Raw genomic sequence first — 13,389 nt, 5'->3', positions numbered from 1 at the left:
GGCGGACGATAACCTCAGGCTCCAAGCCGCGCAGGGGGGAGCGCAGAATTTGCGCCAGGGGTGCCCGCGCCGGGGATCCGGGTTTTGCCGCGTCCGACCGGCCCCTGCGGGACGCCACAGAGCAACAGGGCCTCCCATTTATTCCCGAGGAGCGGTACACCTGGGCCCATCATGGCCGAGACCTCTTCGCTCAACATCCCCACTGTCGACCTCGCCGACCTCGCGTCGGATGACTCCGCTCGCGTCGAGCGTGCCGCCGCGGCGATCCGCGAGGCCTTTGGCGTCTTTGGTCTCGTGTATCTGAAGAACCACGGCGTCGACACCCAGGCGCTGACCCGGTTCTACGACGCGTTCGCGGCGTTCATCGCCCGGCCCGCCGAGGAGAAGAAGCCCTACGGCCGCGCGGACATCTGGTACCAGCGCGGCTGGACGCCTCCGAACACCGAGGTCGCGGTCGCCAGCAATGGCCAGCCGGACTTCAAGGAGTGCTATTTCGTCGCGCCCTACCCCAACGACGCGCAGTCCGCGCTCGAGTTCCCGGAGCTGTACCCGGAGAACGTGTGGCCCCAGAACGCGCCGCCCTACTTCGAGGACGGCATCATGACGCTGGGCCGCTCCCTCCATGAGGCCGGCCTGAAGCTGCTCCGTGGCTCCGCGGTGGCCCTGGGCCTGCCAGAGACGCTGTTCACCGACCTGTGCGACCGGGGCGCCCACGTCACCCGCGCGCTCCAGTACCTGCCGCTCACCAACGCGCAGGTGAACACGGACATCGTCTGGGGCGAGGAGCACACCGACTTCAACCTGCTCACCCTGCTCCCGGGCGGCCGTTTCCTGGACCCGGACGGCAGCGCCGCGCCCGGCCCCGACAACAAGAGCGGCCTCTACCTCCGCACCCGCGCGACGCCCGATGCGCCCAACGGACTCAAGGTGCGGGGAACCGCGCCCGCGGGTTGCATCGTGGCGCAGGTGGGCCAGCAGTTGGAGATCCTCACGGGTGGCACCTTCCTCGCCACGCCGCATGTCATCACCGCCCCGGGCGTACCGGGTTGGCAGCGCCAGTCCGCCGCGCACTTCATGCACGTGCACACGAACACCGTGCTCTTCCCGCTGGAGAAGTTCCGCAGCGCGGATGCCGTCCGGAACTACGCGCCGCCCGTGCTCGCGGGGACGTATGACATCAAGACGCTGGTGGACATCGGCCTTGCGCCCGCGAGTGCGCTCGACAAGCTGGGCTACCGGCACTACGACCGGCTGAACCGCCAGCGCGCTGGCGCGTAATCCTGGCGGTACCGCTTGAGGCCCCGGAGACAACCGGGGCCTCGCGTGAAACACAGCCATCAATCACAGACAACCAAACACAGATACACAAAGACAGCCTCACCATGTCTGTCCTTTGTCGGATCTGTAATGACAGGCTCTGTCTTTGGCGAAGCCCCCTCGTCGTCCGCGCATCACCTGCCGGAGGGTGCCCAAAACCACTGAAAAGAACTTCATGTAGGCATTGCCTTCCTGGATGAGGCGCATTTCCACGCGAGGAGGCAGGCCAGCGGCTCATGAAAAATCACTGATAACGTGTTCATGTAGGCATTGCCCGTCCCCTTCGGCGCCTGGCCGCGCGCAAACGCGTCAGGCGGGCGGGCGACCTGCATTACAACCCGCGAAAACTGCCTGAAGGTTCGTTCATGTAGGCATGGGACATCCGCGCTGGGGCCGTGCGTTGCCGCCATCCCAGTGTATTGCCTGTGCGACAGAGATACCGTCTCAGCGGCAGAGGCAATGGCGTCCTGCTAGCGACGTGGTGATGCCCGGCCCGGTCCGCAGCCCTGAACTGGCGCGGCAGGCCACGGCACCAACGTGGACACTGGTGACAAGGGGCCGCTCGACGGCGCCGTCCTCCTGCCCAAGCCCTACGGCCTGTCCCAGATCGAGCAGGCGCTCGCCCAGGTCATGGCCTGAAGGTGAATTCAGGTTCATGCAGCGCGTCATGCATGCCCCTGCGCGGGGCGCTTGCTCCTCGCGCGCCAAAGTCCGTTAATCGGGCGTATGAAATTCCTGAGAGAGCTCCGCTCGGTCCTCAACCTGACCGTGCTGGTGGCCGGGCTCGGCTACTTCGTCGACCTCTTCGACATCACGCTGTTCGGCGTGGTGCGTGTCGCATCGCTCAAGGACATCGGCGTCACCGACCCGGCCGACATCCTCCAGAGCGGCCTGCTCATCTACAACGCGCAGATGGTGGGCATGATGGTGGGCGGCCTGCTGTGGGGCGTGCTCGCCGACAAGCGCGGACGCCTGTCGGTGATGTTCGGCTCCATCCTGCTCTACTCCTTCGCGAACCTGGCCAACGCCTTCGCCTGGGACGTCACCAGCTACGCCGTCCTCCGCTTCCTCGGAGGCGTGGGGCTCGCGGGTGAGCTGGGCGCGGCCATTACCCTGGTGGCGGAGTCCCTGCCCAAGGAGAAGCGCGGCCTGGGGACCACCATCGTCGCCACGCTGGGCATGCTCGGCATCGTCGCCGCGGCCTTCCTGGGCCAGCACATGCACTGGAAGACGGCCTACCTCACCGGCGGCTTCATGGGCATCGCGCTGCTCTTCGCGCGCTTCAAGGTGTCAGAGTCGGAGCTGTTCTCCAAGAAGATGGACCCCGCGCGCGCCAACCCGCTGCTGCTCCTCACCGGCGGCCGGTTCCTCAAGTACATCTGCTGCATCCTCATCGGCGTGCCCATCTACTTCACTACGGGCATCCTCTTCACCTTCGCGCCCGAGCTGACGGCCGGCCTCAACGTCCAGGGCACCGTGACGGCCGGCAACGCCATCCTCTATGGCTCCATCGGCCTGACGCTGGGTGACTTGCTGGCGGGCGTCTTCAGCCAGTGGCTCAAGAGCCGCAAGCGCGCGGTGGCGATGAACCTCACCGCGGGCTTCGTGCTGATGCTCGTCTACGGACTCACCCCGGGCCTCACCAGCACCATGGTGTACGGGCTGAGCTTCCTGATTGGCATCACCGTGGGCTACTGGGCCGTGCTGGTGACCATGGCCGCCGAGCAGTTCGGCACCAACATCCGCGGCACCGTGGCCACCACCGTCCCCAACTTCGTGCGTGGCTCGGCGGCGCTCGCGGCCAGCGGCTTCGCCTACCTGAAGGGCGAGATGTCGGTGTCCACCGCGGCGATCATCGTCGGCAGCATCTGCTTCGGCCTGGCGCTGCTGGCCCTCACCCGGCTGGAAGAGACGTTCCACCGGGACCTGGATTACGAGGAGACAGCGAACGGCGTGCAGCCCGCCGCCCAGCCCTCGCAGTCCAGCACCTGACGCACGGCGCGGCGCCCACGCGGCGCCGCGCCCTGAATCGGACGTTCGCCCCGGCAGCCGTTGCCCCGGGGCCCACGGGATACATACAGCGCGCACATGGAACATGTGTCGCTGCGTCCCATCCAGAAGGTCCTCTGCGCCAACCGCGGTGAGATTGCCATTCGCGTCTTCCGCGCGTGCAACGAGCTGGGCATCCGCACCGTCGCCATCTACAGCGACGAGGACCGCACCCACGAGCACCGCCACAAGGCCGACGAGGCGTACCTCGTGGGCCGGGGCAAGCGGCCCGTGGAAGCCTACCTGGGCATCGACGAAATCCTCGACGTGGCCGTGAAGGCGGGCGTGGACGCCATCCACCCCGGCTACGGCTTCCTGTCGGAGAACGCCGCCTTCGCGGAGGCTTGTGAGCGGCGCGGCATCCGCTTCATCGGCCCGCGCTCGGACGTGGTTCGCACCATGGGCGACAAGGTCGCCGCCAAGCACCTGGCCGACGCGTGCGGCGTCCCGGTGGTTCCCGGCATCACCCTGGAGGGCGACGACGCGCACGCGCTGGAGCAGGCCCGTGCCTTCTTCGCGAAGCATGGTGGCCCCATCCTGGTGAAGGCGGCCCATGGCGGCGGCGGCCGAGGCATGCGCGTGGTGCGCGAGGCGAAGGCGCTGGAGGATGCGCTGGCCTCCGCGCGTTCGGAGGCGAAGAGCGCCTTCGGTTCGTCGGCGGTGTTCCTGGAGCGCTTCCTGGAGCACGTGCGCCACATCGAGGTACAGCTGCTGGGTGACCTGCACGGCAACATCGTCCACCTGCACGAACGGGACTGCTCCGTGCAGCGGCGCCACCAGAAGGTCATTGAGATTGCCCCCGCGCCCAACCTGGCCCCGGCGGTGAAGGAGGCCATCTACGACGCGGCGGTGCGGCTGGCGAGCAAGGCCGGCTACACCAGCGCTGGCACCGCCGAGTTCCTGGTGGCGGGCGACACCTTCTACTTCATCGAGTGCAATGCCCGCCTCCAGGTGGAGCACACCATCACCGAGCAGGTGACGGGCGTGGACCTGGTGCAGAGCCAGATTCGCATCGCGGAGGGCTACCGGCTGGACGCGCCGGAGGTGGGCATCTCCCGGCAGGAGGGCGTGGTGCCCCGGGGCTACGCGGTGCAACTGCGCGTCACCACCGAAGACCCCGCCAACCAGTTCATGCCCGACGCGGGCGTCATCACCGCCTGGCGCGCGGCCACGGGCTTCGGCATCCGGCTGGACGGCTCCAACGGCTACACCAACGCCGTCATCTCCCCCTACTACGACTCCATGCTGGTGAAGGTTATCGCCTACGCGCCCACGTTCCAGGGCGCGGTGATGAAGGGCCAGCGCGCGCTGCGCGAGTTCCGCATCCGCGGCGTGAAGACGAACCTGCCCTTTCTGGAGAACGTGCTCGCCCACCCCGCCTTCCAGCAGGGAGAGACGTACACGCGCTTCATCGACGAGACGCCGGAGTTGTTCCAGTTGGAGCCTCGCAGGGACAGGGCCACGAAGCTGCTCCAGTACCTGGGCGACGTCATCGTCAACGGGCACCCCACCATCAAGAAGGACCAGCGGCTCAAGCCCACGCAGTTCCTGGAGCCACGGCTGCCGGTGACGCCTTCGGGCCCGGTGCCTCGGGGCACCGCGCACATCCTGGCGGAGAAGGGCCCGCGCGGACTGGCGGACTGGGTGCTGGCCCAGAAGCGCGTGCTGCTGACGGACACCACCATGCGGGACGCGCACCAGTCCCTGCTGGCCACGCGCATGCGCACGCGGGACATCCTCCGCGTGGCCCCGGCCACCGCCCACCTGGCCTCCGATCTGTTCAGCCTGGAGAGCTGGGGCGGAGCCACCTTCGACACCACCTACCGCTTCCTCAACGAGGACCCGTGGGCCCGCCTGCGCGCGCTCAAGGCCGCCGCGCCCAACCTGCTCCAGCAGATGCTCCTGCGCGGGGCCAATGCCGTGGGCTACACCAGCTACCCGGACAACGTGGTGGAGGCCTTCATCGACGAGGCGGCCGAGGCGGGCGTGGACGTGTTCCGCATCTTCGACAGCCTCAATGATCTGGGCAGCATGGAGGTCTCCATCCGCCGCGTGCTGACGACGGGCAAGGTGGCGGAGGTGGCCATCTGTTACACGGGCGACGTCGCCAACCCCAAGCGCACGAAGTACACGCTGGACTACTACGCGGACCTCGCGAAGCGGATTGAAGACTCCGGCGCGCACTTCCTCTGCATCAAGGACATGGCGGGCCTCTTGCGCCCGCGCGCGGCGGCCATGCTGGTGCGGCGGCTGCGTGAGGTGACGCGGCTGCCCATCCACCTGCACATGCACGACACGTCCGGCAATGGCATCGCCAGCTACCTGGAAGCCATTGAGCAGGGCGTGCACGTGGTGGACGTGGCGCTGGGCAGCATGGCGGGCCTGACGAGCCAGCCCAGCCTCAACGCGCTGGTCAGCGCCCTGCGCGGTCACCCCCGTGAGACGGGCCTGGCCAACGCGCGCCTGCAGCCGCTGGCCAACTACTGGGAGGACGTGCGCGAGTACTACGCCCCCTTCGAGGCCGGCCTCAAGAGCACCACCAGCGAGGTGTACTACCACGAGATTCCTGGCGGCCAGTACTCCAACCTCCGGCCGCAGGTGGCGGAGATGGGCCTGCTGGGCCGGTGGAACGACGTGAAGGACGCCTTCGCGCTCGTGAACGTCCTGGTGGGCGACATCCCGAAGGTGACGCCGTCATCGAAGATGGTCGGTGACTTCGCCATCTTCCTGCTCAAGAACGACCTCACGGTGCGCGCCTCCACGCTGGCGGAGGCGGCCGCGCTCACGCGCCAGAGGCTGATTGAACAGGCGCCGCGCCTGGACTTCCCCACCAGCGTGGTGGGCTACTTCCGGGGCGAGCTGGGCCAGCCGCCCAACGGCTTCCCGGAGGACCTGCGCGCCGCCGTGCTCAAGGGCTTGCCCCGTGTGAAGGGACGACCCTCCGCCAGCCTGCCGCCGCTGGACCTGGACGCGCTCCAACGGGAGCTCTCCGCGAAGACAGGACATGCGCTCACCCGCGTGGACGCCATCTCCAGCGCGCTCTATCCGCGCGTCATGGCCGGCTACCTGGAAGACCTGGGGCGCTACGAGGACGTGTCCATCCTCGACACCCCGAACTACTTCTACGGCATGGAGGTGGGACAGGAAGTCTGGGTGGACCTGGAGCCGGGCAAGACGCTGGTCATCAGCCTGTCCGCGGTGGGCGAGCCGGATGAAGAGGGCGTGCGCGCCGTCTACTTCGCCCTCAACGGCCACACCCGCACCGTGCACGTGAGGGACCGCAGCCGCGCCGCCACCGTGGAGGCGCGGCGGCAGGCGGATCGCGCCAATCCCAGCCACGTCGCGGCGAGCATGCCGGGCACCGTCATCGCCCTGCATGCCAAGTCGGGAGACGCCGTGGAGGCGGGCGCGCCCCTCGTCACCCTCGAGGCGATGAAGATGGAGACGGTGGTGCGGGCCCCGCGCGCCGGCACCGTGGCGGAGGTCGTCCCCGCGCTCAAGGCCTCCGTCCAGGGCGGAGACCTGCTGGCGGTGCTCCAGTGAGGGAGGGCCCGGCCCCTCAGAAGGTCACCGTCATCACCACGGTGTCCGCGTAGGCCCCCGCGGGGATGGCCTGCCCGGCCGGGATGCGCCCGAAGATGGGCACCGTCACCTCCACGCCGAACAAGGGGACGACGGGCCCATAGCGCCCCGTGCCCGACGTGCCGTTACCCCAGACGATGAGGCGCGTCGCGTCCACGTAGAGGTTGTACTGCAAGCGCTGAGCGTCCGGCCCCGCCATGCTGCGCGCCAGGGGGTTGCCGGAGCCACCGGCGCTGAAGTCGATGGTGATCGGGGTGATCTGCCCTTCACACCGGTAGGTGATGCTCCCGGCGGAGTCCCGGGGCAGCAGGTCGGTGGTGAGGTAGGTGCCGAAGCTCACCCCCATCGTGCTGCGTATCTGGCAGACGGCACCCGCCAGTCCTGGCAGCAGCCCGCATACGCCAGCCACCGCGAACGCCGCCGCCCTATTTCGCCTCGTCATGGACACACCTCACGGTTCCCAGGTCGATGACCTTGCCCTCGAGGGACGGGACGTCCAGCGAGGTTGCGCAACGGCCCTTGGGGTAGACGACCGTCGCCGGCAGCCGCCCTTCGGGCAGGCCCACCAGTTCGAACTCACCATTCCACCCGATGGGTGAACTCCACTTCTCTCCGTCCTTCTCGACGCGAAGCTCGCCGTAGGACAGCCAGCGCGTGTCCTCCGCCGAGTCGATGGTCACCTTGCCCCGGTAGGCGCGGATCGTCTGCGTCTTGAAGTCCAGCACCACGCCGCCTCGCTGGTACGTGGCCACCACCTGCTCCGTGGAGGGGATGTAGACGTCCAGCGGCACCTGATGGTCCGCCAGCGAGAGCCGGTTGGCGTTGTAGGCCTGGAGCCGCGTCACCACCAGCTCGCCGCTGGAGTCCGTGCGCCCGATTTCGTGGTTGTTGAGCCGCACGCCCACGCCTTCCACGCCCTTCACGCGAACCAGCGCGTAGCCCTGGTCCACCGCGCGCGTGGGATGCACGCGTCCGCCAATCAGCACCAGGCCGCCGGCGACCTCGGCCATGCCCGCCATCCGTCCTCCGAACCACTCCGCGCCCGCGCTGACGCGGCCCTTGTTGGAGTCGAAGTCGGCGCGCGCCATGGCCTGGTCCACCGCCCCCACCCGGCCCTGCACCTGGTAGCCCAGGCCCCCCTCCATGGGCACCGAGCGGGCGATGTCCACCGACGTGGTGCCTTCCCCGCGCAGCGCCTGGGAGTGTCCCACCGTGCCCGTGGTGCGGGAATCGAAGATGGCGTTCAGGTACACCATCCCTTCGATGGCGGAGCCGCCTCGCTCGGAATTGCTGCGGTTGGCGGAGAAGGACAACGTCGACCAGTCGGTCAGCCGCGCGGAGGTGGTGGCGCCCAGCCACGTCGTCCACCCGTCCCGCTGGTAGCGTGACAGCATTGCCTGCCCGCCCACGCTGACACTCTCCCCCAGCGCCAGGAACAGCGAGCCGCCCGTCTCCACGGTGGGGTGGTCGTCATCCAGCTTGAGGCTGGTGTGTGTGTAGGACGCGTTCATGCCCCGTCCGAAGACGGAGCCACCCACCCAACGGCGCTGGAGCGCGTACACGATGCCCGCCGCCAGCCCCGTTCGCTGCTCGCTGCGGCTGATGGCCTGTGACAGCTCCAATTCGCCGAAGGGCAACTGGATGAGCTGCATGGCGCCGGTGCTGACGACGTTGGGCGCCAGCTCCAGCCGCACGCCCGGCGTCAGCCACGAGGTGAGGCCCATGCGGAAGTTGCCCAGGAGCAGGGGCCGGCCGAAGTCGAAGTTGTAGAGATTGACGGACTCCCGCTCGACGCCCGCTGAGAGCCGGTAGTCGACCACGCCCGGTGAGAGCTGCTGCCCGCTGAGGTAGTACGACGTGTTCACCTCGCTTGCCCGGCCGAAGGCGTCCCGGATGACGTAGCGCGTGTTGCCCTCGCCCCGGGGCACCGTGAGGTTCTCCAGCCGGAAGGGCCCGGGCGGGAGCTCGGTGCGCTTCACCAGGTGGTTGTTGACGTAGACCTCCAACGTAGACGGCGTGGCGACGTCGCCCGCGAAGTCCTGCATCGGGTTGCGCACGAAGTATGGATTCAGCTCGAAGGTGCGCATGAGGTGGAAGCCGGCCACCACCGCTCCGCCGCCGAGCACGCCGCCAAATCCCGTGGACTCACCGGCGATCGCGCGCACCATGTGCTTGGGGAAGTCCAACGACAACTGCGTGAGCCCACGCAGGGGCACGGAGCCGGGCCGCCATCGCGCCTGCGTCGTCAACAGGCCCCGCCCCACCGACGCTCCGGCCTCTCCAAAGAAGGTCAGCGAGGTGTTGCGGGCGTGGGCCGCGTAGTTGATGAAGCCGCTGGGGCTGCCGCGGACGGAGTAGTCCGACGGCGCCTGCGGCCCGAGGTTGATGCGCGTCTGTCCGAAGACGGACGCGGGCAGCTCGCACGACAGGCTGACGGTCCGCTCGTTCAGGGTGCAGCGCCCTTCGGGCTCCAGGGACCGCGCGGAGATGTATGTCTTTCCTTCGATGACTTCCAGGCGGCCCCCAAGCGCCACCAGGTCCACGCCATGGGCCTCGAGCGTGGCCGCGGGGAGCAGCACGTCGCTGCCGCGCAGCATGGGGAAGGTGGCGCCTCGGGGGACGCCGTTCAGCGTGAAGTCCGCGACGATGGGCATCGGCGGCGCGGACGGACTGGCGGCCACGGGACCTTGCGCGGCCGCCGGCATGGCCCCCAACGACAAGGACAACGCCAGCACCGTGCATGAGGGCGCACGGGTAACTGTCAGTCGAGTGGGGGCCATGGTGCGTCAGTCAGCGAGCGCAGGGAGCGGGAGAATCCACGGGGGAGGTTTGACGGAGCACGCCCTGGTCGGTCTCCATCTCCACTTCCACCGTGCGGACCTTGCGGCAGGCCTTGCCAGCGATTTCCATGGAATACACCTGCGCGTCGCCGGCCAGGACGTACCAGCCGGGCTCCTCTTTCTCGACCAGCCGCTTGCCCTTGGCGTCGAGCCCCCGGACCCGCAGGTTCCGGATGAAGAAGTTCACCGTGCCCGGGTTCTGCACCCGGACGTGGAACTTCGATTCGCGCAGCACGGCTTCCGCGATCTGGCCTTGAACAGTCTTTTTCTTCGGTGCGACAAAGACAGGCACTGAGACTCGAGTGAGGACATTCAACCCAGTTGGCTGGGTGGACGGTTGCAACGGGGGAAGCTCCTCCACCACGATTCGGAAGGAGCGTTCGGTATCCTGTGGAGCCGAGGAGCTCCCCACCCGGATGGGGCGGGACTCCCCGGGCTCCAACATCAACATGGACGGGAAGAAGAACAAATCCTGAGTCGGCGCGAGCGACATGCGCCCTTCTTCGTCCTGAACCCAGGAATAGACAGAGGCTTGGAAGCGTGTGGTTTCGCTGCTCTTGTTCCTCACGTTCATCACCACGCCACGGGAGCCTGAATCCAGTTCAAGCCGGACCGGACTGACATCGAGCTCAGCCGCGCTCGCGGTCCCCATGGCAATCCATTCCAAGGCAGCCGAACACATCAGGCCGCCGGTCCAAGACAGAAGACGGTTACGCATGTGTTATCGCCCCGAATCAGAAGGTGATGGTGGCGACGACGGTGTCGTTGTACGTGCCGGAGGGAACGTTCTGGCCGCGCGGAACCGTGCCGTAGACCAGCACGGGGACGGGCAGGCCCGTGCCGAGGAACGGAAGGCCCGTGCCAGCGGAGTTACCCCACACGATGAGGCGGGTGACGTCCTGGTTCAGGCTGTACGCGAGGTAGTCAGCCGACGCCGCGTTGCGCATCCGGCGCAGCGGGGCCGCGTCCGTCGAGCCCGCGGACGGGTGCAGGCCCTGGCCCAGGGTGATGACCGCGGTGCCGAGCAGGGTGCACTGCACGCTCAGCGTGCCCGTGCCGAACAGGTCGATGCCCAGCGCGGAGTTGACGATGATGGGATCGTACGTGCCGAAGTTCAGCGTGCCGCCGCCGCCGCCGGAGCCAATGGCGCAGGAGCCACCGACGTTGGCGGTGACGTTCAGGTTGGCGGTGGCGGTGGCGGCCTCAGCGGGCGAGAAGGCGACGAGAGACGCGGCGGCGGTGACAGCGGCAACGGCAGTCTTGATTGCGTTCATTTGAGTTGCGTGCTCCATCGAGCGGCCGGTTGATTCCGGCTGCGTCAGGGCATTGCAACCCGCTCGCCGACCGCTGAGCGGTCCGGCGTACCCCTCCCTTCAGCGCATGTCGCACCAATGCCTCGCGTTCGCTTCCAGGCAAGACGTGGAAATAGTCTCTTGTTTGCTTTTACAGCGAAACGCACACATGTCCCTGGAGGGAGCCCTTCAGGGAGGGACGGTCAGGCTTCGCGGCCCGCGCCAGGTCCTTGGCATGTGGCATCGTGTGACGGAATGTGCCCAGCGGGCGGAAGCGCGTTGCCCACGCTGGGCAAGATTCTCCCCACCCCTGGGACGAGAATCGCGACGGTGGCCTGCGGCGTGTACCCGGTGACACGCGCGTTCCTCAGCCGAACGGAACTGAACCGCCCAGCACGTCCGTCCTTGCTACCCACTTCTGGCGAAGCGCCGGACGCGCTCAGTCCACCTTCGCCACGCGGCGGCGGTCTCCGAGGAACTCCTCCACGCCATGGGCAATCGCCTTGGCGACCTCGGTCTGGTAGACACTGGACTTGAGACGTGCCTCTTCGTCTGGATTTGAGAGGAACGAAGTCTCCACCAGGATGGCCGGCATCTTCACGCCCAACAACACATAGAAGAGCGCTTCCTTGTGGCCCAGGTCACGGATGCCCTTGTACTTGCGGGAGAGGCCCCCCACGAGGCTGCGCTGCACCTGGGTGGCGAGCCGCGTCGACTCCTCGGTGTTCGCCTTGGTGGCCAGGTCGGCCAGGATGAACTGGAGATCGCTGATGCCCTTTTCCGAGGACGCGTTCTCCCGCGCGGCCAGGCGGATGGAGTAGCGGTCCGCCGAGGTGTTGAGCGTGTACGTCTCGATGCCACGCAGCGTGCGCTTCTCCGCGGCGTTGCAGTGGACGGAGATGAACAGGTCACCGTGCTCGGCGTTGGCGTACTTGGCGCGGTCCTCCAGGCGGATGAACCGGTCATCGTCGCGGGTGAGCACCACCTCCAGGCCCTTCTCGCGCAGCTCCTCCGCCAGCTTGAGGGAGATGGACAGCGCCACGTCCTTCTCGCGCGTCCCCCCCTTGCCGATGGCGCCCGTGTCGTGACCGCCGTGGCCGGGGTCGATGACCACGCGCCGCACCTTCAGGCCGAGCTGCTCCGCCAGCGTCAGCTCCATGCTGCGCGACTGCTTGGCCACGGCCTTCAGCCGGGCCTGCGCCACCTTGTCGTCCACCGGACGGGTGATGGGGCGCGGGGGCTCCGCGGCAGCGGGCTTCGAGGCCATGGCGGCGGCGACGGCCGCGTCCAGGCTGCCTTCGCGCGTGTCCGCCTTCACGGGCGCGCTCGGCTCCTTCTGGGGAATCCTGGGGGACGGCTCGCGCGCCATCTTCTCGATGGCGGCCACCAGGTTGGACGAAGGCCGCTCAGCGGGCCCCGACGCCTCCACGCCCGGCCCCGGCTGCGCGTCCTTGGACGTGTCGGTCGAGGCAACGGCCTTGGCCGTGTCGCTGGTGCCCGCGCTGGAGCTATCGCCCGGGGCGGAGCCCTTCCCAGCCGAGGACGTGTCGTTCGCGGCGGACGAATCGCTCTTCCCGGACGCGGACGTATCCGTCGAAGCGACGGCCTTGCTCGACGCGGAGCTCTTGCCGGAGTCGGCCACGGCGACCGCCTTGCCAGCGGTGCTCGTCTTGCCCGACGCGGAGGAATCACTCTTCGCCACGACAGGCGCGGCCTTGCGCGGGGGCGGCGGCGGGGCCTTGGGCGACGGCAGCGAGGCCAGCAGCTCCCGCATCTCCCGAGCCCGGTCACCCTTGCCGTTGACGGCCAGCGTCTCCGTCAGGACCTTGCGCGCGGACTCCGGCTGGTCCAGCCGGTGGACGTGAATCTTCGCGAGCGCCAGCGCACCGTCATCCGACAGCCGGTGCTTCGGGTAGCCCTCCAGCAGCTTGGTGTAGTCGGTGATGGAGGCCTTGAGGTCGTCTTCCACGAAGGAGATGCGGCTCAGCTCCTGGAGCATCTCCGCCGCCGTGAACAGGGCATCCGGCGCGCGGTCCGACTTCGGGAAGCGCGCGGCCACGGACTCGAAGCGCGCCACCACGTTCAGCCAGTGATGGCGCAGCTTGCGCCGGGCCGCGTCGTCCTTCAGCGCGTAGTAGACCTTGCGAGCACCCTGATAGGCCTCCTCGGCCTCGTCTCGCTTGGCGGCCCCCACCGCGCTCGGGACGAGCAGCAGCAGCACGGGCAGCACGATGACGAGGCGCGAGTGCATGGGGTTCCTCCGGGTGGACGCGAGCTACAGGCGTGTGTCACACAGCCCCACCCCCCCC

At 68.2% G+C, this 13,389-nt stretch carries 8 protein-coding genes; 3 read left to right on the top strand and 5 right to left on the bottom strand.

Features of this window, described 5'->3' with window-relative positions:
- Positions 1 to 171 precede the first annotated feature (171 nt).
- From F8M74_RS11470 to F8M74_RS11460, 3 genes are all read left to right on the top strand, one after another.
- Positions 172 to 1,278: an isopenicillin N synthase family oxygenase gene (locus F8M74_RS11470; protein ID WP_171410255.1), complete on the top strand. Its 1,107-nt coding sequence runs from the start codon at positions 172 to 174 to the stop codon at positions 1,276 to 1,278.
- A 765-nt stretch (positions 1,279 to 2,043) separates the two neighbouring features.
- Positions 2,044 to 3,309: an MFS transporter gene (locus F8M74_RS11465; RefSeq protein WP_141256379.1), complete on the top strand. Its 1,266-nt coding sequence runs from the start codon at positions 2,044 to 2,046 to the stop codon at positions 3,307 to 3,309.
- A gap of 96 nt (positions 3,310 to 3,405) precedes the next feature.
- Positions 3,406 to 6,909: a pyruvate carboxylase gene (locus tag F8M74_RS11460; RefSeq protein ID WP_141256380.1), complete on the top strand. Its 3,504-nt coding sequence runs from the start codon at positions 3,406 to 3,408 to the stop codon at positions 6,907 to 6,909.
- Positions 6,910 to 6,925: 16 nt separating this feature from the next.
- On the opposite strand, the gene F8M74_RS11455 is transcribed toward F8M74_RS11460, so the two are convergent.
- From F8M74_RS11455 to F8M74_RS11435, 5 genes are all read right to left on the bottom strand, one after another.
- Complete coding sequence (locus F8M74_RS11455) at positions 6,926 to 7,390, bottom strand: spore coat U domain-containing protein (protein ID WP_216620009.1); 465 nt, start codon at positions 7,388 to 7,390, stop codon at positions 6,926 to 6,928.
- Positions 7,374 to 9,728 carry a fimbria/pilus outer membrane usher protein gene (locus tag F8M74_RS11450; protein WP_141279648.1) on the bottom strand — a complete coding sequence of 785 codons (2,355 nt, stop codon included), beginning with the start codon at positions 9,726 to 9,728 and terminating at the stop codon, positions 7,374 to 7,376. The genes F8M74_RS11455 and F8M74_RS11450 overlap by 17 nt, the downstream gene beginning before the upstream one ends.
- 10 nt (positions 9,729 to 9,738) lie before the next feature.
- Positions 9,739 to 10,506, bottom strand: coding sequence for a molecular chaperone (locus F8M74_RS11445; protein WP_141259049.1), 768 nt, complete (start codon positions 10,504 to 10,506; stop codon positions 9,739 to 9,741).
- A gap of 16 nt (positions 10,507 to 10,522) precedes the next feature.
- A complete protein-coding gene (gene pru / locus F8M74_RS11440) occupies positions 10,523 to 11,062 on the bottom strand; it encodes a fruiting body spore coat protein U (protein ID WP_153881038.1) in 540 nt (179 codons plus the stop codon).
- A gap of 457 nt (positions 11,063 to 11,519) precedes the next feature.
- Positions 11,520 to 13,331, bottom strand: a complete 1,812-nt coding sequence (locus tag F8M74_RS11435; RefSeq protein ID WP_141259051.1) for an N-acetylmuramoyl-L-alanine amidase — start codon at positions 13,329 to 13,331, stop codon at positions 11,520 to 11,522.
- Positions 13,332 to 13,389 lie beyond the last annotated feature (58 nt).

This window comes from Myxococcus sp. CA023, assembly GCF_010998615.1.
GTDB lineage: Bacteria > Myxococcota > Myxococcia > Myxococcales > Myxococcaceae > Myxococcus.
Note: the sequence above shows the minus strand (reverse complement) of the source record. Positions and strands in the feature narration are given on the sequence as shown.

Bases quoted from the DNA above. Each gene is read 5' to 3' on its own strand.
- F8M74_RS11435 (WP_141259051.1), bottom strand. From the start codon at position 13,331: ATGCACTCGCGCCTCGTCATCGTGCTGCCCGTGCTGCTGCTGCTCGTC.
- F8M74_RS11470 (WP_171410255.1), top strand. From the start codon at position 172: ATGGCCGAGACCTCTTCGCTCAACATCCCCACTGTCGACCTCGCCGAC.
- F8M74_RS11450 (WP_141279648.1), bottom strand. From the start codon at position 9,728: ATGGCCCCCACTCGACTGACAGTTACCCGTGCGCCCTCATGCACGGTG.
- F8M74_RS11445 (WP_141259049.1), bottom strand. From the start codon at position 10,506: ATGCGTAACCGTCTTCTGTCTTGGACCGGCGGCCTGATGTGTTCGGCT.
- pru (WP_153881038.1), bottom strand. From the start codon at position 11,062: ATGAACGCAATCAAGACTGCCGTTGCCGCTGTCACCGCCGCCGCGTCT.
- F8M74_RS11465 (WP_141256379.1), top strand. From the start codon at position 2,044: ATGAAATTCCTGAGAGAGCTCCGCTCGGTCCTCAACCTGACCGTGCTG.
- F8M74_RS11460 (WP_141256380.1), top strand. From the start codon at position 3,406: ATGGAACATGTGTCGCTGCGTCCCATCCAGAAGGTCCTCTGCGCCAAC.
- F8M74_RS11455 (WP_216620009.1), bottom strand. From the start codon at position 7,390: ATGACGAGGCGAAATAGGGCGGCGGCGTTCGCGGTGGCTGGCGTATGC.